General features: G+C 33.7%; 23 protein-coding genes and 1 tRNA gene. 7 read left to right on the top strand and 17 right to left on the bottom strand.

Annotated elements, in window-relative coordinates:
• The first annotated feature begins 107 nt into the window (after positions 1–107).
• Positions 108–614: a patatin-like phospholipase family protein gene (locus UMM65_RS11665; protein WP_415859563.1), complete on the top strand. Its 507-nt coding sequence runs from the start codon at positions 108–110 to the stop codon at positions 612–614.
• A 202-nt stretch (positions 615–816) separates the two neighbouring features.
• Here UMM65_RS11665 and UMM65_RS11660 read toward each other — a convergent pair whose 3' ends face one another.
• From UMM65_RS11660 to UMM65_RS11635, 6 genes are all read right to left on the bottom strand, one after another.
• Positions 817–1,923: a glycoside hydrolase family protein gene (locus tag UMM65_RS11660; RefSeq protein WP_321976733.1), complete on the bottom strand. Its 1,107-nt coding sequence runs from the start codon at positions 1,921–1,923 to the stop codon at positions 817–819.
• Between the two features lie 58 nt (positions 1,924–1,981).
• On the bottom strand, positions 1,982–3,715 hold the full coding sequence (locus UMM65_RS11655; RefSeq protein WP_321976732.1) for an alpha-amylase family protein: 1,734 nt from the start codon (positions 3,713–3,715) through the stop codon (positions 1,982–1,984).
• A gap of 10 nt (positions 3,716–3,725) precedes the next feature.
• The gene (locus tag UMM65_RS11650; protein ID WP_321976736.1) at positions 3,726–4,658 is read right to left on the bottom strand and encodes a carbohydrate kinase family protein; all 933 of its coding nucleotides are present in this window, start codon (positions 4,656–4,658) and stop codon (positions 3,726–3,728) included.
• Between the two features lie 89 nt (positions 4,659–4,747).
• The gene (locus UMM65_RS11645; protein WP_321976731.1) at positions 4,748–6,058 is read right to left on the bottom strand and encodes an MFS transporter; all 1,311 of its coding nucleotides are present in this window, start codon (positions 6,056–6,058) and stop codon (positions 4,748–4,750) included.
• 7 nt (positions 6,059–6,065) lie between these two features.
• A complete protein-coding gene (locus UMM65_RS11640) occupies positions 6,066–6,428 on the bottom strand; it encodes a glutaredoxin family protein (RefSeq protein ID WP_321976730.1) in 363 nt (120 codons plus the stop codon).
• A gap of 78 nt (positions 6,429–6,506) precedes the next feature.
• Positions 6,507–9,182, bottom strand: coding sequence for a TonB-dependent receptor (locus UMM65_RS11635; RefSeq protein WP_321976729.1), 2,676 nt, complete (start codon positions 9,180–9,182; stop codon positions 6,507–6,509).
• 168 nt (positions 9,183–9,350) lie between these two features.
• Here UMM65_RS11635 and UMM65_RS11630 point away from each other — a divergent pair, with 168 nt between their 5' ends.
• Positions 9,351–10,376: a LacI family DNA-binding transcriptional regulator gene (locus UMM65_RS11630; protein ID WP_321976728.1), complete on the top strand. Its 1,026-nt coding sequence runs from the start codon at positions 9,351–9,353 to the stop codon at positions 10,374–10,376.
• A gap of 80 nt (positions 10,377–10,456) precedes the next feature.
• On the opposite strand, the gene UMM65_RS11625 is transcribed toward UMM65_RS11630, so the two are convergent.
• The 3 genes from UMM65_RS11625 to UMM65_RS11615 all read right to left on the bottom strand — a co-directional run bounded on the left by UMM65_RS11625 (position 10,457) and on the right by UMM65_RS11615 (position 13,243).
• Positions 10,457–11,335, bottom strand: a complete 879-nt coding sequence (locus tag UMM65_RS11625) for a carbohydrate kinase family protein (protein ID WP_321976727.1) — start codon at positions 11,333–11,335, stop codon at positions 10,457–10,459.
• 57 nt (positions 11,336–11,392) lie between these two features.
• Positions 11,393–12,706 carry a sugar porter family MFS transporter gene (locus UMM65_RS11620; protein WP_321976726.1) on the bottom strand — a complete coding sequence of 438 codons (1,314 nt, stop codon included), beginning with the start codon at positions 12,704–12,706 and terminating at the stop codon, positions 11,393–11,395.
• A 455-nt stretch (positions 12,707–13,161) separates the two neighbouring features.
• Positions 13,162–13,243: transfer RNA gene (locus UMM65_RS11615), tRNA-Leu, on the bottom strand.
• 128 nt (positions 13,244–13,371) lie between these two features.
• Here UMM65_RS11615 and UMM65_RS11610 point away from each other — a divergent pair.
• Positions 13,372–14,766, top strand: a complete 1,395-nt coding sequence (locus tag UMM65_RS11610) for a dipeptidase (protein ID WP_321976724.1) — start codon at positions 13,372–13,374, stop codon at positions 14,764–14,766.
• 49 nt (positions 14,767–14,815) lie between these two features.
• On the opposite strand, the gene UMM65_RS11605 is transcribed toward UMM65_RS11610, so the two are convergent.
• Positions 14,816–15,007 carry a hypothetical protein gene (locus UMM65_RS11605; RefSeq protein ID WP_321976723.1) on the bottom strand — a complete coding sequence of 64 codons (192 nt, stop codon included), beginning with the start codon at positions 15,005–15,007 and terminating at the stop codon, positions 14,816–14,818.
• Positions 15,008–15,157: 150 nt separating this feature from the next.
• On the opposite strand from UMM65_RS11605, the gene UMM65_RS11600 reads away from it, so the two are divergent.
• Both UMM65_RS11600 and UMM65_RS11595 read left to right on the top strand, forming a co-directional pair.
• On the top strand, positions 15,158–16,261 hold the full coding sequence (locus UMM65_RS11600; protein ID WP_321976722.1) for a DUF4407 domain-containing protein: 1,104 nt from the start codon (positions 15,158–15,160) through the stop codon (positions 16,259–16,261).
• Between the two features lie 37 nt (positions 16,262–16,298).
• A complete protein-coding gene (locus UMM65_RS11595) occupies positions 16,299–16,835 on the top strand; it encodes a GNAT family N-acetyltransferase (protein WP_321976721.1) in 537 nt (178 codons plus the stop codon).
• A 31-nt stretch (positions 16,836–16,866) separates the two neighbouring features.
• Here UMM65_RS11595 and UMM65_RS11590 read toward each other — a convergent pair whose 3' ends face one another.
• The 7 genes from UMM65_RS11590 to UMM65_RS11560 all read right to left on the bottom strand — a co-directional run bounded on the left by UMM65_RS11590 (position 16,867) and on the right by UMM65_RS11560 (position 24,492).
• Positions 16,867–17,151, bottom strand: a complete 285-nt coding sequence (locus UMM65_RS11590; RefSeq protein WP_321976720.1) for a hypothetical protein — start codon at positions 17,149–17,151, stop codon at positions 16,867–16,869.
• Positions 17,152–17,237: 86 nt separating this feature from the next.
• Positions 17,238–17,552: a hypothetical protein gene (locus UMM65_RS11585; RefSeq protein WP_321976719.1), complete on the bottom strand. Its 315-nt coding sequence runs from the start codon at positions 17,550–17,552 to the stop codon at positions 17,238–17,240.
• Positions 17,553–17,787: 235 nt separating this feature from the next.
• Positions 17,788–19,047, bottom strand: a complete 1,260-nt coding sequence (locus UMM65_RS11580; RefSeq protein WP_321976718.1) for an NAD(P)/FAD-dependent oxidoreductase — start codon at positions 19,045–19,047, stop codon at positions 17,788–17,790.
• Between the two features lie 2 nt (positions 19,048–19,049).
• Complete coding sequence (locus tag UMM65_RS11575; RefSeq protein WP_321976717.1) at positions 19,050–20,060, bottom strand: 4-hydroxyproline epimerase; 1,011 nt, start codon at positions 20,058–20,060, stop codon at positions 19,050–19,052.
• Between the two features lie 75 nt (positions 20,061–20,135).
• On the bottom strand, positions 20,136–21,866 hold the full coding sequence (locus UMM65_RS11570; protein WP_321976715.1) for a DUF885 domain-containing protein: 1,731 nt from the start codon (positions 21,864–21,866) through the stop codon (positions 20,136–20,138).
• A 71-nt stretch (positions 21,867–21,937) separates the two neighbouring features.
• Entirely contained in the window at positions 21,938–23,512 is a 1,575-nt protein-coding gene (locus UMM65_RS11565; RefSeq protein ID WP_321976714.1) for an aldehyde dehydrogenase (NADP(+)), read from the bottom strand.
• Between the two features lie 53 nt (positions 23,513–23,565).
• Positions 23,566–24,492 carry a dihydrodipicolinate synthase family protein gene (locus UMM65_RS11560; RefSeq protein WP_321976713.1) on the bottom strand — a complete coding sequence of 309 codons (927 nt, stop codon included), beginning with the start codon at positions 24,490–24,492 and terminating at the stop codon, positions 23,566–23,568.
• Between the two features lie 135 nt (positions 24,493–24,627).
• On the opposite strand from UMM65_RS11560, the gene UMM65_RS11555 reads away from it, so the two are divergent.
• Complete coding sequence (locus UMM65_RS11555; RefSeq protein WP_321976712.1) at positions 24,628–25,470, top strand: AraC family transcriptional regulator; 843 nt, start codon at positions 24,628–24,630, stop codon at positions 25,468–25,470.
• Entirely contained in the window at positions 25,460–25,606 is a 147-nt protein-coding gene (locus tag UMM65_RS11550; RefSeq protein WP_321976711.1) for a hypothetical protein, read from the top strand. The genes UMM65_RS11555 and UMM65_RS11550 overlap by 11 nt, the downstream gene beginning before the upstream one ends.
• The last annotated feature ends 46 nt before the right edge of the window (positions 25,607–25,652 follow it).

Here is a 25,652-nt window from a genome sequence, read left to right as displayed (position 1 = left end):
CGCTACAAGATAAAATTACTGAGATGGTAAACCAACTAACTCCTGAACTTATAAAATCTATCACCAGTTATCAATTATACACTAAAACATTTTTTGAGTATTTTTAAATCAGAAATGGTATTAGAAACTATTTTCCTACAAATACATTTGAATCGCTCAAAAAGGAGCTGCATATTGTTGCCACAAATTTGCACGAAGGTACGTGTTGTCATTTTTCAAGCGGCCAATTATTAAAACCTCTGTTGGCTTCAGCAGCTTTGCCACCTGTATTTTGCCCCGTTCGTATAGATGGTTATTTGTATGCGGACGGCGGTATTATGAACAATTTCCCGATTGAGCCTTTACTTGAAAAAACCGATTTTATTATAGGGTCTTATACTACTTCAGTTACTAAATTAAACCCATCTATGATTAAAAACTCTTTTGAAATTACCAGTAGGGCAAATTCATTGATGCTGTACTCCAATTCTGTCAACAAATTTAATATCCCCGATATTCTATTTAAACCTACAGGTTTAGAATATATTGGTGTGTTGGACAAAAAAGGTATAGAAAAGGCATATATTATTGGCTATGATTATGCATCAAAATATCTTGAGAACATTATTGCCTAGTTAAACCTAGGTTCTAATTATAGGCATTAACAAAAAAAGCCCTCAAAATTGAGAGCTTTCTTATTAAGTACAGGCGGAGAGACTCCCCTCGACTTTGCTCGGGACAGGCTTCTCGTCTCTTTTGAATCCATTTATAGAATTTTGAGGGTTTGTTGTACCTGTGCTGTACCTGATATCACCCTACTTTCACATTGAATTAAATTCAAACAAACTCCACGTTAAGGTTATCAAGAGAGATATAAAAAACTGGCGAAAATGTAAGGCTGAGATTATCTTCAGCGGCATCTGTATATGGAGCTATACATAACAATCGGTTATTTTCGAAGTCGGTCTTCAACACGGTAGGGCCAAATAAATTTTCAGAACCAAGAATTTTTTCTCCTAATATCGTCCATGGTCCGTCAATAGAATCAGATTTATATAGTCTTACTCCCTTGTCAACTTCATCATCAAATTGCCCTTCATACAACCTATTACAAGTAGAAATAACAAGATAATATAAATCTTCTTCTTTATCATACAAGACCTTTGGAAGTTCTAATTGGGTAAATTCATTCCCATCTGGAACAGTAACAGGAGGGAATAATTTTTCTATTCGATAAAATTCTTGATCTTTTTTTAATTCTGCCCTAACCAAGGCACTTTTTTTAGGACTGATTTTGCCTCCCCAAAAAAGGTTTATCTTTTCATCTTTATCAACAAAAATAAAAGGGTCTCGCCATGCTAATATTGGTCCACCATCTTCTCCTTTATTATTACCAAGTTTTTCTGGCACATCTAAATAATAACCTTTTTTAGTGATTTCTTTCCAATCTCTGAGAGGAGACGATAAAGCGATATCTGAAACTTGGTCGATATTGTAACCATTATTGGTGACCCCTAAAACAATGTTTTGGAGAAAATTACGACTAGAATCAACACTCTCAAGTCCCGTAAATGCAACTAACTTTCTACCGTCAGCTAATGGTTCGATTGAACCGCTCCAAACAGTGTTGCAATTAAGTTTTTTTGACCATAATTCTGATTTTAAAAAACATCCTTCATCTTTCCAATTTCTCCCTGAATCATCAGAAGTAAAATGCCTAATGTGAAACGGAAAACCATTACGTTCCATAGGTTGAAGTAATGTACCATCTGGTTTAAATCGTGAAATAGCCAAACAATAAAGATGAATCATATCCCCTTCCACATATGACCAAGCGTCCCAAAGATAAAGCAATGGGTGACGAATACCATTCTCAAATTTGCGATTATAAGGAGGAGGAATTACGAGTGTCTTATCTTTCTTATTGACTGGTGTTGTACTCATTTTTAATTTAATTGTAAAATTTAATATTGTTTAGAGACCTTATTAATAATATTAAATTTTAAAAAATCAATGTTTTGTCCACCCCTGATTCTGTATAACATATTTCAAATTTGAACGTGTTGAGGTTAGCTTTTAATTGTGCAGAATTGTTTTTAAGAGACCATAAGATATCTATTTCATCTATAGAGGAGTCCTTTATAATTACTTCTCCTAAAAAGGCCTTAGAAGTATTTCTTAATCTTAGTAATTCAAGTTGATTTAATACAATTTCTGTCTTCAGTCCTTTTTCAATGTCAGACAAACTAAGATTAGTACGATTGATTTCTTTATGGCCTCCACTTCCTGGTTTATCCGCTGCTTTGTAATCATTTTTTCCCGCAAATAAGTCTAAATACCAAATCTGTGGAATACCAGGCATAAATAGCTGTATGGCTCTTGCTAACAATAATTTTCTTTCATCTTCACCTAAGGCACTAAAAAACGTTGCATTTATTTGATAATATGAAATCTTATTTCCCGATGGATCGTATAGGTTCTTAACTCTCCCTCCACGTTCCATAATTTTATTCATAATAGCTTCTATTTCATTATCTTCCAACAAACCCCTATTGTAATTGCCATTAACTTCTTTTCCTTTAAGATCTAGAACAGGAATTCCATCATGACATCCAAGCATGTTTACTGTTTTATATCCATTACTAATAATTTCTTTCGCCCATTTTAATAATGCCTTATTATTCGCATTTTCAAGGGTATGAATAACTAACCCCGGTAAAAAGAAGTCGTAAATATAATAGCCTTTTTTGGCAACTTCATCATGAACTCCCAATCCATATTCTGCATGGATTTCAGGCAAAAGTATTAAATCATTTTTAGTTGCTATTTGTTTTATTCTTTCTAAATACTCCCAAGTACCAGGTTTGTTAAAAAAGTTAGATTGGCCAATTTCCTTATGTAAATAAGCAAACGCATCCAATCTTAAAATTTTACAGCCATAATCACTTACTTTTTGAAGTGTTTCTTCGTAAAAATCCCAAACCAAGTCTGATTTCGCATTCACGTCCATTTGCCCTAAATACGAACGTTTTTGATTAACCACGTGTAATATTTTACTTTTTAAATGATTGTAATCCTCAAAATCGATGGCGTAAATATCTTTATTCTCTTCAATTGCTAAATTGACTTTATTACAAATTATTTCGGCTCTTTCTACATTTAATCCTTCAATTTCAGTTAAATCATCAAAACTTATTTTATGATAGGTAATTTGCTGATAAAAGGTGTTCCAATATGGTTTTCCCGTACCATCTGAAAAAGGCACTTTTAATATAGGGAGTCCTGATTTTCTCATAAATAATTTATTGAGAAATTCTTCTTTGGGAATAATAACGCCATCATTTCCCATAATGCCATTTCCCTCCCAAAAGGTATTCCAATTGATAAAAAAATCTTTGTATTTTGATTGACTTCCGTTTTCCAATAAATCTTTGAATTGGGGCGAGGCCACCGATAGGTGATTTAATACAATATCAAATTTTAACAGAATGTCGAGTTTTTCCAATGCCCTTAAATCTCCCTTAGAAACTAAATCCTCATTTAGGTTGTAATCAATTATTGAAAAACCTCTATCTAAATCACTATTAAAGAAGGTTGGAAGAACATAAAATAAAGAAAATACGTTCTTAAAGGCCGGCATTTGAAGCATATAAATAGTATCGCTTAGTTTTTCACCAATACTGTCCGGATATGCATTTAGCATAACACCGTTACTAATTTTAGAATCTTGACCCATCGCTTCAGAGTTATAAAAGTTCTGATAATATATTGATGTTGTCTGGTAGCCTGCCAACATTTTGAAGCTTTAACGCTGCGAGTTGTAACGCCATTTCCAAACACTTTTCAATTGGTTTTTCTTTTATATAAGCGAATAAAAAACCAGACCAAAAAGCATCACCCGCCCCAGTTGCATCCTGAACTATATCAATTTTTATTGCTGGTAATTGAATGATCTCTTTCCCTCTTTCCGATAATTTAACACCATTACTCCCAAGTGTTAAGCAAACTATATCCACTCCTTCTGAATGGAAAAAATTAAATATCTCTTCATGAGACAGTTTCTGCTCAAAAAGCCTAAGCATATCATCCTCACTAATTTTCACTAATGGATTGAACTTACAATAGGCTTTAATTATATGAAGTGCTTCTTCTTGACTGTTCCATAACTTTTTGGCATAATTTACGTCGATACTCAATTTACACCCTAAATTAAATGCCTCTCCTGCCTTTTTTAATATTGTTGACTGTGCTGGGTTTTTACTTAGTGCAAAGCAGGTTGTGTGGAATACTTTCGTTTTTGAAAGTAAATCATTCGAAATTTGATCTTCTATAATAAATGAATCAGCTTTGCGAAACGGAATAAAATCTGGAGTACCGTCAGTTCTAGACACAAAAATGACACTTGTAGGTTTGTTATTGATTCTATTTATGTGATTCGTATTTACGCCAACTTCGTTAAGTCTTTCAAAAATGTATTCGCCAAAACCATCATCACCAACTGTAGCTACCATAACAGATTTTAACCCTAATCTTGCTGAATTCATAGCAACGTTAGTAGGAGATCCGCCTAAATATCTGTGGTAATCTCTTGTATTATTGATGAGTACTTCTGTTTGATGCCCAATGAAATCAACAAGTACTTCACCTACACATAAAATATCTATATCTTTTTTCAAAATAATAAAATTTCTTAATCGATCTAACTTTGATTAAATTTGTTTGAACGCTTATAAAATAAATGTTCACCACCATTTGAAATAGGTAAATTCTAATTTTCCTCAATTGGTTTGGGTTCTTTAAGTCGCATTGCCAATACTGCTGCTATGAAGAAAAACGCCCCAGCAAATAACATTGCATTCACCGCATTATCACCCAACAGATACTTATAAATAGGGCCAAAGGTTAAGGTTTCTATGCCCATTGGAATAACAATCATCATATTCAAAATTCCCATATAAACGCCTCTTCTATCTTGTGGAACTACTTTAGATACCATAGTGTAAGGAATACCCATCATTGCTGCCCAACCAATACCAAATAATATCATTGGTATTAGCACCAAAGTCGGGTCTGAAATATAAGATATGGCAAACAACGCAGTTGCAGTACCCAATAAGCTCAAGGCGTAAATCTTCTTACCTCCAAAACGTAGCGTTAACGGTACCAAGGCAAGTGCGATAACCATTGTCACTATATTATAAGTTAAACTCATTTTCGCAGCTTGTGATGCCGCCTCTGATGTCGTATAACCCATTGTAAGTTTAAACAAGGGTGTTGTAAATTGCCAATAGATAAAAAGGGCATACCATTGAAATAGATATACTGCACCTATTTTCCACATAAACTTTGGCATCTTTTTTATAGCATCAACAATTTCTACAAACGGTTTTGAAATACGTTGACTAAATGGTAAGCTATTTATTTCATTGATTTCAGCTAATTCCTCATCGGAAGGTGGGATTTCGGGCGTTTTTAGAACCGACCATAATATTGTTGTTAGCGATAAAAAAGCACCTATAAAGAAGGAGTAATACAACCATTGTGGAATAGTACCTGCTTCTTCAACTGACTCTCCTCCAAACCAATATTGAAATAAAACAATTGAGCCATTAGCTAATAAAATACCAGCACCAACAAACAGGCTTTGCATTTGAAAGCCTAAACTAAGTTGCTTTTCTGGTAGTTTATCTCCAACAAACGCTCTATAAGGCTCCATTGCCATATTGTTTCCTACATCAAGAATCCAAAGTAAACCAACTGCAAACCAAAGTACGGGACTATGAGGAAATGCAAATAAACACAAACTACCTAGTAACGCACCAATTAAAAAATAAGGTTTTCTTCTTCCCCATCGAGCCGACCAAGTTTTATCCGACATTGCACCAATAATAGGTTGAACGATCAATCCAGTTACTGGACCAGCTATGTTTAAAATTGGCAACATATCTTCTGGTGCTCCTAAATACAAAAAGATTGGATTAATAGCGGTTTGCTGCAAACCAAAACTATATTGAATTCCTAAAAACCCAACATTCATATTAAAAATTTGCCAGAAACTTAGTTTTGGTTTTTGTAACATCTTATGTTTATTTATGTGTTAATCTTTCAAGAAAAGTATCAAAATCACCATTATTCATAAATAATTCACCATTAAAATCAACCACAGGTAATGATACATTATCTACCGCAATGCCTGCTTTTTGAAGTTTTACCAACATTTCTTTTTGTTTCACAAGATTTAAATCTACATCAAAGTAAATAAAATCTATTTTTCTTTCTTTTAGATATGCTTTCGTGTCAAGACAGTAATGACATGTATCACTTCCGTATATTGTCATTTTATTTACATTTTTAGCCGTTGAAACCTCTGAAATTGAATCTAATTCTTGACTTAAGCTGACCGTATTAAAAGTGAAAGTTAGTATTATCGAAAAAATGAATGTTCTCATATTGATTAAATTAAGGAATAAAAAGAGTTGGAAATTTTTATAAGTTCCCAACTCTTTAATAAACTAACTCAAATATTTTTAAAAATTATATCGTAAAGATATTGTTGAAGAGCGGCCACTAATTGATCTTGCTCTTACTAAACGATTTGAACCGAAAGCACCATCTCCATTACCTTCAACTTCCGTAATACCAACAGCATCAAACATATTGTTCAAGCTTAATACTAAAGAAAGACCTTTCGTTAATCCAGCTCTTGCACTTAAATTGAAATATGCATATGCTGGCATTACTAATTGGTTATCATCTTGGGCATAAGATTTAGATGTACCCAAAACACTTAATGCAAAACCATGTTGCTTATCGCTACCAAAATTATAAGATGGAGATATATTATAAACGAAATCTGCTTGTCTTCTTGGAGTATTTCCTTTATTATCACCACCGTCAATTTCTGCCTTTGTCCAAGTAAAAGAGCCGTTAAGTGATAAGTTATCACTAAAGGATAAAACCGTTTCCGCCTCTAAACCTAGAGCTTTAAATGGATTTCCAACAGATCGATTTAACTCATTACTTAGACCTTCGTCGGTATTACTCATAAACCCTGTTAAGTTAAGAACACCTATATTGAACCTTTTTTTGAATCCAACTTCGAGTTGTGAAACTTCGTCATATTGAACATCAGCGGTTCCATCAGTTCCGTAGTTATTTCTATCTGGAGCTCTACCAGAAGCACCTGAACTATACCTTGCAAATATAGCTCCGCGGTCACTAAGTTTATAGTTAAGTCCTGCAGAATAAGAAACAAAGTTATATTTATCATCTACAATTTGACCAGCATTACCAATAATAACAGGCACAGAAGTTTCTATACCTTCAATAGTACCGTTACCATCATAATCATAATTACCTTGACTAGTTGGGCCTCCTTGAATGTTTCCATTTACACGCACATTTTCAAAACGCACACTACCGTCAAAATTCAATTTGTCCGTTATATCAGCATCTATACCCACATAAGGAGATAACACATTATGTACAGTATTGTATTTACGCTGACAACAGTTACCCCAAAGTGGAGTACCATAAGAGTATTGGCCACCTCTAGAGAAACCATCAAAATCTGCTAATCTTGCATCCCCTCCTCCTTTAACTTCAGAAAGAAAAGAACTCCATTGCCATCCAATTTTTGTATTTTGAGTTGCAGTAAATAATCCAGCGGTAAGCCCAAAATTGTCACCTAATTTCTTGGTTACTTTTACATCACCAAAAAAGTTACTTAAGTCATTCACAGAAACATCAAACATGTGTATAATTTGAGCCAAGTCATTTGAGGGAGAAAAAGCTTCTCTATTTCCGTCAGCGTAAACTAATGCGGGTATATCAGCCGGTGAGTCAAAATTTCCTAAAATTGATTGTACACCAGGGGAATCAGGATCGCCATCGCTAGTTAAAGTTCCACGTATTTCTGAAACCGTACCAACCGCAGCCGTAAATGGGGCAACCCATTCTCCACTATTATTAGAATACCTGGCCTTACCTGTTACTTTCCAATCTTTCGGTAATTCAAATGAAAATTCAGCACCTAAAGATTTTGAAACAGGATTATTCCCGTCTCTTACATCATTAACATGTCTTTCTCCGTTAAAAGGTGAAGTACCAGCACTTTGTTGTAAATAAGCAGATTGTGTTGCATCTGTAGTGATGTCAAAACCAGGCAAATTAGAAAATGTAGGATTTGAGTTATCGCCCTCTAATAACATAGGCATTGGCAAATACATTACAGATCTATCGTTTAAAAACTTAGCAAACACTCGAATATGTCCTGTTTCAAATTTTTTGGTAATATTAGCTTTGAACTGACCACCTTTATTACCTTGATAACCAATGTCTCTTGGCCCTTGACCTGCTCTCATAAACCCACCAATATGATAAGTTAAACCTTCTCCGATTGAAGTTCCGTATTCAAAATCTAATCTACTAGTTTGATAATCTAAACCAAAAGTAGTTCCAACAGATCCTCCTTCTGACGCACCTGTTTTACTAATCATATTGATTATACCAGCCGGCCCATTAGAAGTTTGTGTAGATGCAGATCCACCTCTTATTGCTTCAACTCTACCAACGTTAGAATCAATTCTTAAATAGTTATCAGCGTTACCAAAAGATGTATCACCAAATAAGTTTAATGGTAAACCATCTTCCTGAATTTGAAAATATCGTGATCCACCAGAAGAAATAGGTACACCTCGAACGTTAAAATTAGCATTTCCTTCACCACCCGAAGATTCCGCACGTATGCCTGGAATATTTCTAAATAGTTCACCCGAGGAACGTGGAGAAGCTTGTTCAATTAGTTTTGCGTTCATTGTAGAAACAGATACACTTGATTCTAATTTTGATTTCGGATTTACAACCCCCGTTACAACTACCTCGTCTAAGGACGCTGCATCTTCACTCAATGTAATGTTAACAGTAACGTCTGAACCCTGTACAGTAACACTTTTTGAAAATTTTGCAAACCCGATAAAAGTTGCAGATAATGTATAAGTTCCATCATCAACATTTTCTATGGAATAATTTCCATCAAAATCTGTAACCGCTCCTTTAGTTGTTCCATCTAAAATAACATTAACACCTGGTATTGGCATTCCTGTTTCATCTTTAACATTTCCTAAAATAGATTGTGCAAAAAGTGTACTAACAGATAGTAGCATCACAATCAATAAAAATCCATTTTTTTTAATTGTTCTCATTTTTTGTTTTTTTAGTTATATAATAATTTAAGTAGTTAATTTTTACCAAATCTATATTAATGATAAGTTTAAATTTTCATTTTTTTAATCGAAAACGTTTTCGATTTAACCGAAAACGTTTTCGATTTTCAAATTTTTATTATATTTATGCTTTAATATTAATATTTTATGAAGCCCGTCACCTTAAAAGAAATTGCTGAACAACTAGATATTTCTATTACTACGGTTTCAAAAGCACTAAAAGATTATCCTGACGTTAGTAAAAAAACAAGAGGAAAGGTAAGAGAACTAGCAAGAACTTTAAATTATAAACCAAATACTTTTGCTGTTAATTTAAGAACCAAAGAATCTAAAACAATTGGACTAATAATTCCCGCAATTGTTCATCACTTTTTTTCAAACGTCATTAAAGGTATTGTTGCTCAAGCTGAGAAAAAAGGTTATTTAGTTATTATCCTCCAATCTAATGAATCGTACGAATTGGAAAGAAAGCAAGTCGATTTATTATTAAGACAACGTGTTGATGGCATTCTTATTTCATTAGCAAATGATACTGCTGATTATATTCACTTAAACGAAGTAATAGCTCAAAACAAACCTTTAGTTATGTTTGATAAGGTAGCCAATATTGTAAAATGCTCTAAAGTTATAATTGATGACAGGAAAGCCGCGTATATGGCAACACAACATTTAATAGATATTGGTTGCAAACGTATTGCTCATTTTAGAGGAGCACTTATACCTAAAAATTCTATAGACAGATTTCTGGGTTATAAAAAAGCATTATTAGATAATAATTTACCCTACGATTCATCATTGGTTTATATATGTGAATGTGGAGATAAAAGTTTTGATGAAGGTAAAAAAAATGCAGAACAACTATTGAAAGATCACAACGATGTTGACGGGATTTTTATAAATACAGATTTAGTAGCCATTGGTGCAATGACAGAATTTAACAAACAAGGTATTAAAGTCCCTGAAGATATTAGCATTGTGGGGTTTAGCAATTGGTTCATGTCATCAGTAATATCTCCAACTCTTACAACTATAGACCAGCCAGGTTTCAAAATGGGGAAAGCTGCTTTTAAACAGTTGTATAAAGAAATTAAAGATTTTAAAAAGAATAAACCTAAAGTACCAAAAATCATTACACTTAAAACCGCATTGATTAAGAGAGAATCTACTTTATAATTTTGGTCAAATAAAAGCTGATGGATTACAATTAATATTATAGAAAGAAATTCAACAAGCTGGTCTAAATGAAAAATTAATCAGATCATAATGTTTTTTAATTCATTATTTGAGATTTGAGGGTTTGCACCCTCTTTTGATGCTACCAAAGCTCCAACCGCACATGCAATATTAATAGCATCCATAGGTTTTGTGCCATTTAGCAGTTCATGAATTATTGTGGCAAGAAAGGAGTCACCCGCACCTACAGTATCTTTAACAGTTACATAATATCCATTACTTTTATAAAATTTACCATTTATAAATAATGTAGCACCCTTACTACCTAATGTAACACAAACTTGGTTGGTTTTTGTTTCCCTTGCAATAAATTTAATATTTTCAGTTAAATCCTTTGATCTAAAATTATAATTCGCACAGATTTCCAATAGCTCGCTATCATTAAATTTAATAAAATCGGCAATATTCATCAGTTCTTTTAAAACTGGTATCGAATAATGAGGTGGCCTTAGATTAACATCAAAAATTTTAAATTCAGCTATTTCTAGAAGTTCAAAAAGAGTGTTTCTGGAAATTTTATTTCTTGTTACTAGACTTCCAAAAATAAAAGCATCGCTATTTCTTACGACATCTTTTGAAGATTTTTTTAATTCAATATGATCCCAGGCACATGGAAATTCAATAGTGTAAGATGCAGATCTGGTATCATCCAAACGAACTATTACGTGACTCGTTTTAAAGTTTTCATTTATTTGAATTTCATCGATATTAACCCCACTATCTTTGATGTAATTTATAATTGCCCGACCATCGTCATCGTTTCCTACCGAGCTAATCATAGTAACTTCATTAACAAAAGAATTTAATCGTAATGCTACGTTTAAAGGAGCACCACCTATTTTTTTATGTGTAGGAAAGACATCCCACAAGACTTCTCCGAAACAAACAATTTTTGACATTTTAATTGATCCTGAATTATTGAATTTTTATCTATACATTAATTACTTCTTTTCTAGTTATATTAATTTTTTACTTAATTCTTCTAATGAAATGCCTTTGGTTTCAGGCATCATAAATAGTACAAATAATAACTGGAGAATCATCATAAGGGCAAATATCATAAATACTACACCAGCTCCTATCGAAGAAAACAATACTGGTACCAAAGAGGGTATTATCGCCGCTAAAATCCAATGTACTGAGCTTCCAAACGATTGCCCTGAACCTCTTAAATGATTTGGAAATATTTCGGAAATAAAAACCCAAATTACAGCACCTTGCCCAATTGCATGTGAAGCGATGAATATAAATAAGAAAATGGGTACGGACATACCTCCCCAATCTAAAAAGAATGCCATAGAAACCAAACTTAAAGATATAATATAACCAATAGAACCAATGTACATTAGAGTTTTTCTCCCTAATCTATCAATTAAAAATACACCAAGCAAAGTAAATAGTAAATTGGTTACACCAATACCTATGCTACTCAATAAAGCCGTACTTTCTCCTAATCCTGCTTCTTCAAAAATTCTAGGTGCATAGTATAAAAAAGCATTTATTCCTGAAAATTGATTGAACATGGCTATTAAAAAAGCAAGAATAAGCGGAAAACGATATTTTTTCATAAATATATTTTCACCAGAGGCATGACTTTCGTTTTCTTTTTTAATTTCTAACATTAATTTTTCGGCATCACCATCTGGATTTATTATTTCCAACACTTTTTTAGCCTCGTCAGTTCTGTTTTTTGAAATGAGCCACCTTGGACTTTTAGGAACTGTAAAAATAAGTACGGTATAGATTAGAGCAGGAAAAGCTTCGACACCAATCATCCATCGCCATGCATTTTCACCTACATTACGCAATAAATAATTAGACAAAAACGCTATTAAAATACCAAGTACAATATTGAATTGGTATAATGCCACCAACCTTCCTCTATCTTTAGCAGGAGAAATTTCAGAAACATAAGCCGGAGCTGCAATCGTTGAAGCACCTACACCTACACCGCCTAAAAATCGGAAGAACGCAAATGCATAGGGGTCATTTACTAAGGAAGAGCCTAAAGCTGAAACAAAATAGAATATCCCTATCCATATTAAAGTCTTTTTTCTACCGAGTCTATTCGTAGGAATACCTCCAAACAAAGCCCCAAGAACAGTTCCCCATAATGCCATTGCCATAACAACAGAACCATGAAAAGCATCTGAAGAGCCCCAAAGTGCTTGAAGTTTTTTATCTGCCCCAGAAATTACGACTGTATCAAACCCAAAAAGAAAACCAGCCAACGCAGCAGTAATTGACCATAATAAAATTTTATTATTCATTATCAGTTAGTTAGTTGTCTAAAGTAGCAAATATTAAAATATGTATGAATTATTCAAGAGTAAATTGCCAATTATTAGCCCGAAAACGTTTTCGGTTGCACTAATTATTTAGTAAATCAAAAAATTGCAGTGTTCGAATCTTTGGGGAGATAATTCACGTCGTGCAACTAAAATTAGAATTCCTTCTAATTAATTTAATTGACAACTAAATGTTTCGATTCGGAAATAATATAAATTAGAGTCTAAAAATAGTAAAATGTTGTACCTATGTTTTACCTGTCCAAAAAAAATACCTTTTTTGCATAAAAAAAGTTGAAGATTTCTCTTCAACTTTTAGTACATGCGGAGAGACTCCCCTCGACTTTGCTCGGGACAGGCTTCTCGTCTCTCCCTGATAAATTAAAACATTCTAAAAATAAAAAAAGCCAACCCGTTAAAGTTAGCTTTTGTCTTTGTACAGGCGGAGAGACTCGAACTCTCACACCTTGCGGCACTAGATCCTAAGTCTAGCGTGTCTACCAATTCCACCACGCCTGCATGTTCTCCGTTGCTTTAACCAAGGAGAGTATTATTAATTGGGCTGCAAATATAATCAATCTCTTTAAATAGTCATAAACTCATTTATATTTTTATTACTTTTGAGAATATTAAACTTTAATCTAAAAATGGACGACTTAAAAGCCTACGTACAACAACATAAAGAACGTTTTATAGATGAACTGATAGAAATTTTAAAAATCCCCTCTGTAAGTGCCGATTCAGCTTTTAGCCAAGACGTAATTGATATGTCAGAAGCCATTAAAACTGCTTTGGAAAATGCTGGTTGTGATAATGTCGAAATTTGCGAAACACCCGGTTATCCAATAGTTTACGGTGAGAAAATAATTAACAAAAACCTACCAACTGTGTTGGTTTATGGACATTATGATGTGCAACCACCAGATCCATTAAATTTATGGAATTCACCACCATTTGAGCCTATTATTAAAAAAACAGATATCCATCCTCAAGGAGCCATATTTGCTCGTGGAGCTTGTGATGACAAAGGTCAACTATATATGCACGTTAAAGCGTTAGAATATATGACAGAGAATAATAACCTGCCCTGTAACGTAAAGTTTATGATAGAGGGTGAAGAAGAGGTAGGCTCTGAAAGTTTGGCTTGGTTTGTAAAACAAAACCAAGAGAAGTTGGCCAATGATGTTATTTTAATTTCAGATACTGGCATGATAAGTAATACCCAGCCCTCAATTACTACTGGTCTGCGTGGCTTATGTTATGTTGAAGTGGAAGTTACTGGCCCAAATAGAGATTTACACTCTGGGCTTTATGGTGGTGCTGTCGCAAACCCAATAAACGTTTTAACCAAAATGATAGCCTCATTACATGATGAGAATAATCGTATTACAATTCCAGGGTTTTATGATAAGGCTGAAGAACTATCCGCCGAAGAACGGGCTGAAATGGCAAAGGCTCCATTTTCATTGGAAAATTATAAAAAGTCATTGGATATTGATGCTGTTTATGGCGAAAAGGGATATACTACCAATGAGCGTAATTCTATAAGACCGACATTGGATGTAAACGGTATTTGGGGCGGTTATACTGGAGAAGGTGCTAAAACGGTAATTGCCAGTAAAGCTTTTGCTAAAATTTCAATGCGTTTAGTTCCGCATCAAGACTGGGAAGAGATTACCCAATTGTTCAAAAAACATTTTGAAAATATTGCTCCAGAAGGTGTTCGAGTAGAAGTAAAACCCCATCACGGTGGGCAAGGATATGTTACACCTATAGACAATATTGGCTACCAAGCAGCAGCAAAAGCGTATGAGGACAGTTTTGGAGTACCACCTATTCCACAACGTAGTGGTGGTAGCATCCCAATCGTTGCCTTATTTGAACAAGAGTTAAAAAGTAAGACCATTTTAATGGGATTTGGTCTGGATAGCGATGCCATTCACTCGCCCAACGAGCATTTTGGAATATTTAATTATTTAAAAGGTATCGAAACCATTCCACTTTTCTATAAATATTTTACTGAATTGAAAATTGATGAATAAAAAAAGCCCGATAAAATAATTTTATCGGGCTTTTCTATCTTTTATAGTTCTAATGATTCATTGAAAGTATTGCCCAAGATTCAGGACATACTTTTTTATTTGTAACAAACGGGTTAAAATCTAAAGGCCAAGTATTGCTTTCACTAGTTTCCTTTTTCTTAGAAATCATTCGTTTATATTGGTTCGATAAATGCGTATTGAATTTACTCTTTTTAGTTTTAGTTTTTACAGTTGTTGTCATGGTTTTAGGTTTTTAGTTTATTATAGAACAACTACTTGTAACAAACTCCTACCAGTGCCTACTAATATTTTAAAGTTTAACATATAATTATCAATGTGTTAAACAACATATAACTTTTTATAATCGTTTTAATAACTTAACCCCTATATAATGCTAAAAAAATTCTTTTGGATGTGTTCTGGTGCAGACCCTGATCTGTTAGACGAAAGTCCTAAATCTGAACAAATAAAATATGCGGGAATCGGAGGAACCGTCTTTTTTACTGCGGTAATGGCCTTTATTGCTGGGTCTTACGCTCTGTTTACCGTCTTTGACAATGTTTATATTGCCATTGCTTTTGGGCTGGTTTGGGGGTTGCTTATTTTTAACTTAGACCGTTTTATTGTTTCTACAATTAAAAAAAGGGATAATCTTTGGCAAGAACTTTTACAGGCATCGCCAAGGATAGTTTTAGCCATAATTATTGCTGTGGTAATCTCTAAACCTTTAGAGATGAAAATATTTGAAAAAGAAATTAATCAAGTATTATTAGAACAAAAAAATGAATTAACGCTACAGAACCAGAATCAAATAGCAGAACAATATAGTCCTGAAATCGGTAGAATAGAATCTGAAATCAACTCATTAAAAAGTGAGATAGACAACAAGGAAAAAGAAGTTAACGATTTATACAACACCTATATTACGGAAGCCGAAGGCACCTCGGGAACAATGAAATTAGGCAAAGGACCGGTTTATAAAGAAAAAAGAGAAAAACATGATGCTCTATTACAAGAATTGCAACAACTAAAAGCAGACAATACCGTATCAATTTCTGAAAAAGAAGCAACAGTAAGTCAACTAAGACTTAAGCAAGATCAGCAAGTTGCCAAAAGCCAACCCATTATTGATGGTTTTGATGGCTTAATGGCTCGTATTAACGCTTTGGGCGAATTGGCTTGGTTTCCTTCCTTTTTCATTTTTTTGCTGTTTGTTGCTATAGAAACCGCTCCAGTACTCGCCAAAATTATGGCGTCAAAAGGTGCTTATGATTTAAAGTACGAAGAACAAGAGGACGCTTTAAAAGTTTGGGTTACGCAACAAAAAAATCAAAGAGCTGAATTATTATCTACGGACACTACCCTAAATGAAAAGGTTTATTACAATGTTGCTGAAGATGAGGAAATATATAATTATAAGAAACAGAAAGCCAAAGACTTACTTAAATTACAATCAGAGAAATTTTTTAAAAAGCAAAGCGATATTATTGGTTAATTATTAATTTTTATTTTTGATAAACAATTTATCAATAATGAGATTATTAACCACTTCAAGGTTATTTTTAGATTTGGCAACTAAAAAAGATGCTTCTTTTTTGTTTGATTTAATGAACGATCCTACATACATCAAAAATATTGGAGACAGGAATATTAAAACAATTGCTGATGCCGAAAATTTCATAAATGATAAATTCATAAAAAGTTATGAGGATAATGGATACGGCTATTATATCATTAAATTGAAAGACCACCAAAAACCAATTGGAATATGTGGTTTGGTAAATAGGAAAGAAATGAAGTTTATTGATATTGGATATGCATTATTGCCTGAATTTACAAATAAAGGTTTTGCTCTTGAAGCGACAAAGGCGTTGTACGATTACGCTAGAAGTACCTTAAAAATTAATGATATTGTCGCTATTATAAATCCGGACAATTACAAATCTATAACCTTGATTGAAAAGTTAGGGATGAAATATAAAAAAAAGATACAACTTCCAGATGACAACATTGAATGTTACCTGTTTTCTAATCGAAAAAACAATACAAAACCCATCCACAAAAAGTGAACGGTCTTAATTCTTAAAAAGTAATTATAAATTATTTTGATTTTTCAGAACGTTGAGAAGATTGTTCCGTTTGCCTATACTCTTCTTTAATATCATTTAAAATACGTTCAGCAAAATTATAATCAACTTTTCTGAACCTATCCCTAGCATAAGCATTGTAACCGCTTTTTAAAGATTTGGTTTCTTTTAAGATTAAACCATCATCATAAGGGTTAAACCCTACAACGGTGTACATTTCTTTTTCCTTAAGATTTCCTAATTTGTACCATCTGCGTCTAGCATCAACGCAAACAACTATTTCACCAATTTTAAACATAGTGTAGTGCTATTTAATTTTTCCCGTGGTGAATATAGTAATTTTATTTTAAGTGTTAAAATAAATTTAAAAGATTGGAATAAATACTAATTTAAAAGTGAAAGGTTAAATTTTTGAGGCTCTAATTCTCGTTTAACCTCTTCTTGTTGAGGTATAGGTTGTTGTTGCGTTTGCATTTCTTTTAAAACATTAGTTGCAAAAGCGTAATCTACTTTTCTGAATCTGTTGGCAGCAAAAGCATTACATCCGCTTCTTGGGCTTTTTACTTCTTTAAGAATCAAACCACCGTCATAAGGATTAAAGCCGGTTACCGTGTACATTTCATTTTTCTGCAAACCACCAAGTCTATACCATCTTCTTTTTGCATTAACACAAACTACTATTTCTCCAACTTTAAACATAATTTCTAAATTTTATTAATTAATTGCTTTCGTATTTAAAACAATTATCATGTAAAAACTCCCCTTAATTATTGTATTTTTTTTGTTAAAATCGTCTAAGTGACTAAAAATCAATTAAAAAAATAAACCATTCTGTAGATATAAACGAACCCCTGTCTCGATTATTTTATAAAACTAAGAAATGAATCTAAAGGAAATCTAAAGATTTCTTAAAGATTATTTTTTTAAATGCTTTTTAGAATTTTCTTTGAGGATTAAAAGAATCAATGTTCATTGAAATTTTCCTATCTATAATAATTTCAGAAATCAATTTACCTGTTGCCGGTCCTAGACTCCAACCCATCATGGCATGGCCAGTTCCAATTGTTAAATTTTTAAACTCGGCAGTTCTGCCAATATAGGGCAAACCATCGGGAGAAACAGGACGTAAACCGCATTGGGCGTTATCTATATCTGTTTGAGGAATTTCTAAACCCTCATAATATTGTTCAGAAGCATTGGCAATTGCAATTACACGTTTTTTATTTATATCATGATTAAGTCCTGACATTTCCATAGTACCGGCAAAACGTGTAAAACTTGCCATCGGTGTAACGGCCACTTTTTTCTCCATAAGAATTGCGGGATAGTTTATTCCTGTTTCTTGCTCCATATTAATTCTGTACCCTTTTCCACCTTCCATGGGTAGTTTTAAGTTTAGTTTTTTTGATAAAAATCCACTCCATGAACCAGCTGCCAAGATAACTTCATCTGCTTTGTGTGTATTCTTATCTGTTATTATTTCTGTTATTTTATTATTACTAAAGGAAAAATCAACTACTTTTTCATTCTTTTGAAATACCACTCCGCTTTTTTCTAAATGTGATTTCATATTTATCATTATTTCATTAGGACTTGTATGGAAATCGCATAGATAATGAATTGCTCCTTTTACTTCAGGACTCACTTTAGGCTCTAACACTTTCAGTTCCTCAGCATTTAAAAAAACTGATTCTAATTCTAAATTTTGAGCAATTTTAGCAACAGCTGATTCTGCTTCACCGGCCTGATCGGTTTTGTAAAGCATCAACAAGCCTCTTTTATCTAATTGAAAACTGCCTAAATCACCTGAGTCGTGAATTTCTTCATACAAATCTCTACTCAAAAGATTGATATCCCTAATGACTGTCATCGCTTTTTCGACCTTTTCCTTGGTAGCAGATTTTTTAAAGTACCAGGTCCATTTCAAAAAATCTAAATCTAAACGGGGTTTCATATAAAACGGACTCGTACTGTTAAACATGTATTTAATTCCTTTGGTAATCATCCCTGGAGCAGCTAAAGAAATAATATGACTTGGAGTTAAATATCCAGCATTCACATACGAGGCACCACCTGTTAGACCGTCCATATTGGTTTGATCTATGACCGTTACGCTACAACCTTCTTTTTGAAGATAATAGGCAGTACTTAATCCTATAATGCCTCCACCTATAATAATGACATTTTTACTCATATTTAAATTACTTGAAAACCAAACGCATATGGATCATCCTCGTCAATACTTATCGTATTATAACCATAAATTTTTGCCCATCCTTGAATGCTCGGTACTATGGCTTTTTTACCATCATCTAAAATAGTTTCTTTTTCAATACGTCCAATAAATTTACTTCCGATAAAGCTTTCATGAACAAATTCCTCTCCTATTTTCAGTTTCCCTTTGGCATGTAATTGTGCCATCCTTGCTGAAGTTCCAGTACCACAAGGGCTTCTATCAATAGCTTTATCTCCATAAAAAACGGCGTTTCTACCTGAAGATGTTGGGTCAATGGGATTTCCAGTCCATAACATATGACTGACATTTCTAATGGTTTCATTTTCTGGATGTATAAACAGATTAGGATATTTTTGGTTGATACGGTCTCTCACAACCTGTGAAAATTGAATGATTTTATTTGCGGTAAAATCATGAACACCAGAAAAGTTCTTTTGAGGGTCAACAATGGCATAGTAATTTCCGCCGTAAGCCACATCGAAAGTAATTTCGCCTAATTCAGGGCAGTCTATAGTTAAATTTTCGGCCGCTAAATAACTTTTTACATTAGTCAGTTTTACCCAATCTACCTTTTTATTGGTTTGTTGGTATTCAATTTCAACTAAGCCTGCAGGAGCTTCCATCATTATCTTTCCAGGAATTTTTGGACTAATCAACCCTTCCTCAATGGCAATTGTAACTGTGCCAATAGTACCATGTCCGCACATAGGCAAACAACCAGAAGTTTCAATAAAAAGAATGGCAAAATCATTATCTGGATTATGAGGTGGAAACAAAATACTGCCACTCATCATATCATGCCCACGCGGTTCAAACATTAGTCCTCGCCTTATCCAGTCGAACTCCTTTAAGAAATGCTGTCGTTTTTCACTCATGTTAGCACCCTTTAAATTTGGGCCACCTTCGGCAATTACTCGGACTGGATTTCCGCAGGTATGAGCGTCAATACATTTGAAGATGTTTTTACTCATTATTAGTTTTTAGATTAAACATTCTAACAATTATAAAACACTATTAGACCTAAAAGATTCTGAAAACCTTGCAGGTTATTTTGAATTTTCGATATACACATTGATTCTATCCTCTAAAATGGGTAGCGTAACCGTTCCTTGTTCTAAAATTATTTCATGAAATTGGCGGATATCGAACTTACTCCCCAATTCTTGTTCCGCTTTGTTTCGTAGTTCCCTAATTTTCAATTCGCCAATTTTGTAAGATAACGCTTGTCCTGGCCAAGAGATATATCTGTCCGTTTCTGTATTAATTTCGTGCATGGATAATGCAGTATTAGAGGACATATAATCGATCACTTGCTCCCTTGTCCATCCTTTTGCATGAATTCCAGTATCGACTACCAGTCGGCACGCACGCCACATTTCATAAGTTAGTTGTCCGAATTTTTCATAAGGTGTAGTGTACATTCCCATTTCATCCGCTAAAAACTCACTGTACAATCCCCAACCCTCGCCGTAAGCAGAGAGATACATATTTTTTCTAAATTGTGGAATACTATCACCCAATTCGTTGTTTAAACTTCCCTGTAAATGATGTCCTGGAACGGCTTCGTGTACAGTCAATGCGGGCAAAGTGTAAAGTGTTCTGCTTTTTAAATCGTAAGTATTTACCCAATAATAGCCGGGTTCCGTACTGTTTTTAGAACTACCTACATATCTACCACTCGTATATTTAGGTGCAATAGCGTCAGGCACCGGAGCAACACCATAAGGTTTTCTTGGCAACGTTTTAAAGAATTTTGGCAATTGGGCATCTGCACGTTTTGCCATATCTCTAGCAATCATCAGCAATTCTTTCGGTGTGTTTGCGTAAAATTGAGAATCTGTTCTTAAAAAGTTGAAAAAATCTGCAAAACTTCCGTTAAAGTCAAGTTCTGCAATTATCTCTTCCATTTCTGCCTTAATTCTAGCTACTTCTTTCAACCCAATTTGGTGAATGTCATCAGCTGTGTATTCTGTACTTGTGGTGTAATAATTTATTCTGTTTTGATAAAATTCTTTTCCGTTAGGAATTTCAGATACACCTATACTTTTGCGTGCTTTTGGAAAATATTCCGTTTCAAAGAAGGTTTTGATTCTTTTAAATTGGGGGATAACTTTTGCTTCTACTACAACTTTTGCAGCAGTTAAAACAGAATCTTTTTGAGACTGCGTTAAGATAGATGGTAAATTTTTAAAGGGCGAATAGAAAAAATTTTCTTCAAAACCATCTGTAATATGAGTATCGTAAGAGGACTCATAACCTTTAAAAATCACCTTGGGCTGTGTAACTCCTTTTGCAATGCCCAGCTGCAATAAATCCAAATGTTGATCTACAAATACAGGCAGGGCATTTAGTTTGTTTAAATAGTCTTTTACATCATTATAATCGTTTAACGGGCGAACCATGTAGGGTAAACTAACGTGAAAACCAGCATCGGAAAGCAGAGGGTTTAAATATTGTTCAAATTCTGCATAGTCAACAGCTTCTTTGAGTTGAAATTTCAATAAAGTCAAAGAAATTTTTTCCGTTTCGGATAAATTTTTATCCTCAATTTTATTTAATTCATCCAATTTTTCTTTGGCGAAATCGGCTTCTGCAAGAAAGAATTCCTTAGTTGAGAGTCCTAGTGGGAATTCTTTATTATCATACCCTTTATGTTCTTGATAGGTTGTAATAATTTCGGATAGTTTTTCCGTTGCCGAATTGCTATTGGATTTATTATCATTGCATCCGATAAAAGCAATCAAAAATATTAGTAGTGATAATTTAAAAAATTTCATAAATAATTTGGATTATACTTGATATTTTGAACCTACAATTCCGATAGCTATCGGGATGGAAACCCTTCAGGTTAACATTCTATTTTTCCATTAACTTCCCTTACAATTCCCAAAGGGTTTTTATCTTTTAACTCTTCTGGCAATAATTCTTGTGGCCAATCTTGATAGCTAAACGGACGCACCCAACGTTTAATGGAATGTACTCCTACGGCTGTAAATCTACTATCGGTTGATGCTGGATAAGGGCCTCCGTGTTGCATGGACGGACAAACCTCAACACCAGTTGGTACACCATTAAAAATAATTCTACCCACTCTGTTTTGTAGAGCATCAATAACGCCAGAATAGTTGTTGATTTCTTCATTATCAGATATTACCGTACCAGTTAGCTGACCCTCTAATTTTGAGATAATTTGCTCCAATTGTTCTGCACCTTCACATTGTACAACCATGGAAAAGGGACCAAAAACTTCCTGATGCAATGTTGTATTTTCTAAAAATGTTTTACCTTCAACCGTTGTGATGGCTTGTCTGGCAAAGTTTGGTTTTACTTCAGAGTCATAATCCGCTGTAACCTTTAACCCCACTTGCGACAATGCTCTTTGCTTATTTTTCTCATAAGCACCAATAATATTGGGATGCAACATGACTGATGGTTCAATTTTTACAATTTCATCCGATAATTGATTGATGAAATTTGTTAATTCTTCACCCTTTATACCTAATAGTAATCCTGGATTAGTACAAAACTGACCGGTACCCAAAGTAACCGAACCTGCATATGTTTTGGCTAAATTTTCTGCTCTGTTTTTAAGTGCCTCTGGCAACATAATTACAGGATTTACACTACCCATTTCTGCAAAAACAGGAATTGGCTCTTTACGTTGAGAAGCAATATCGAACAATGCTCTTCCACCTTTGATACTTCCAGTAAATCCAACTGCTTTTACACCCAAATGTTTTACCAATTGCTCACCAACTTCAATGCCGCTACTGTTTAAATTTGAAAAAACACCATTAGACATTCCTGTTTTTTCAGCTGCCTTAATAATTGCAGATGATATCATTTCTCCAGTACCCGAGTGCATAGGGTGCGACTTTACAATCACAGGACAACCAGCGGCCAAAGCTGCAGCGGTATCTCCACCAGCTGTAGAAAAAGCAAACGCAAAATTACTCGCTCCAAAAACCACCACAGGTCCTAAGGGAATCAACATTTTTCTGATGTCTGATTTTGGCATTGGTTCTCTGTTCGGTTGAGCGGTGTCAATTGTCGCTTCAACCCAAGAACCTTCTTTTACCAGCTCCGCAAAAGCACGTAACTGACCAACCGTTCTTCCTCGCTCTCCTTTGGCACGACCTTCTGGCAAGCCAGTTTCAGAACAATAGGTTTGAATCAATTCTTCATCTAAAGCTAAAATTTCATCCGCAATAGCATTTAAAAAATCAGCCTTTTTTGCTCCAGAAATCTTGTTAAACTCTTTAAAGGCGTAAGTTGCTAAGTCAACCGCCGAATCAATTTCTTCTGAAGTTGCTTCCGTGAAAATACTTTCATTTTCAGTGTTCAACAGCGGATTAAACGTTTTATACGTTTTTGACCCCTTGGCTGATAATGTGTTTCCTATATAATTTTTTCCTGTAATCATTTTTATAAAATAGTTATTGAGTTATTTAGTTACTGGTTAAGAGGTTTATCGTTTTAAACGCCAACATTCAAACTCTTATAATCAGGTAAAGTAGGCCTTGTCTTTAGGCTATCTTCAATAACCTTAATTACATGTTTTCTTTCCTCTCCAAACAATGGCAAACGTGGTGCGCGCACATTTTCGGTACCAATACCTGTATACACCTCTGCCAATTTAATATTTTGGACTAATTTAGGGTTTATATCCAACTCTAACAAAGGCATAAACCATCTATATATTTCGAGAGCTTCTTTAATATGTCCCGCTTTTTGCAATTCGTAAATAGCAACTGTTTCTGCTGGAAATGCACAGACCAAGCCAGCAATCCATCCATCAGCACCTAGCAATAAACTTTCTAACGCAACGGTGTCAACGCCTGTCATAATTTTTAACCTATCTCCAAAACGATTTTTAATACGGGTTACGTTTGTAGTATCTCGCGTAGATTCTTTTACAGCTTCAATATTTTTACATTCTAACAATTCATCGAACATGGCATGTGTAACTTCAATCTTATAATCTACAGGATTATTATAAATCATTATAGGTAAAGAAGTGTTATTGGCAACTGCCTTAAAATATTCTACCGTTTCTCTATCTCCAGATTTATACCGCATTGGTGGCAACATCATCAATCCACTTGCACCCGCTTTTTCTGCATTTTGTGCAGCTTCAATCGCCGCCTTTGTTGATTGTTCAGCAATATTCATCATTACCGGAACCTTGCCTTTTACCATTTCAACAGTGGCTTCGGTTAACATTTGCTTTTCGTCATAAGTTAAAGTGCTGGCTTCACCTAAAGTACCACCTAATACAATACCGTGTACGCCTGCATTAAGCTGTGCTTTTATGTTTTTTTCAAACATTGGTAAATCTAAATTATCTTCCTTGGTAAATTTAGTAGTAACTGCTGGCATAACGCCTTCCCATTTAAATTGCATATTCTATAGTTTTTAAATTGTTGTAAAACTATAATCAATTTATGAGTTTTTATTATCTGGTTTTATCCTTTATCAATACTATATTATCCATATTAAGATAAATATTTATATTTTTGAATACTTTAAGCAAAATAATTGAAAATATTCCCTTTTAAAATACCAAAACCAGATCATGATGCTTTAGTTTATCAAGAAGATAAAGGTCTTTCGTTTTACGATAAACTACATCAACATAAAGAAATACAAATTAGCCTTATTGTTAAAGGGGAAGGGACTTTGATTGTTGGAGACACTGTAAATTATTATAAACCCAATGATGTTTTGATTATTGGAAGTAATCTACCTCATATTTTTAAAAGTGATACTAATATTTATAAAAGTTCGATAATGTTAAGTTTGTTTTTTACAAAAACCTCCTTTGGTGATCAGTTTTTTGAACTTGAAGAGATGCGATCCTTACAACCTTTTTTTAAGAGAGCAACCCACGGATTTAGTGTAATTTCGAACCAAAAGGTAATGGCGAATTTATTTTTAAAATTAAAATCGGCCAATAAGTTGAATCGGTTTTTAATTTTGTTGGAATTATTAAAAATAGCATCTATCTGTAAATATAAAAGTTTATCCTCTTTTATTTATAATAAGCAATATTCCAACAATGAAGGAAATAGAATGCGTACTGTTTTTGAATATACAATGAGCAATTTTAGCAATACAATAACTTTAGAGGCAATTTCCGATAAGGCAAATATGACCAAAACTGCTTTTTGCAAATATTTTAAAAAACGTACCAATAAAACGTACTTTCAATTTTTGTTGGAATTGAGAATAGAACATGCTTGTAAATTATTATTGTCTGAAAATAACTATAGTATTTCTGAAATAGCTTTTGAAGCTGGGTTTAAAAATATTTCTAATTTTAACAGGCAATTTAAAAGTATTAAAAAATGTAGTCCTTCGCAGTTTAAAAATGAAACTTAAAAAATTACACATTTTAATGATTGTGGGACTGATTATTACCATAATTGGTCTTATTACTGGTCAATACTTCTTTCTGTTGTTAATCTTACCTTTTGGGTTTTCGTTTTTTAGAAAAGATTCTAAAAATGAGGATTGATTAATCTTTACTTGGGCTATCAACAAAAAACTAACTCCTTTCTAGA

This window comes from Aureibaculum koreense (genome assembly GCF_034296135.1).
Lineage (GTDB): Bacteria > Bacteroidota > Bacteroidia > Flavobacteriales > Flavobacteriaceae > Aureibaculum.
The sequence above is the reverse complement of the archived record's forward strand: the minus strand, read 5'-3'. Positions and strand labels throughout refer to the sequence as shown.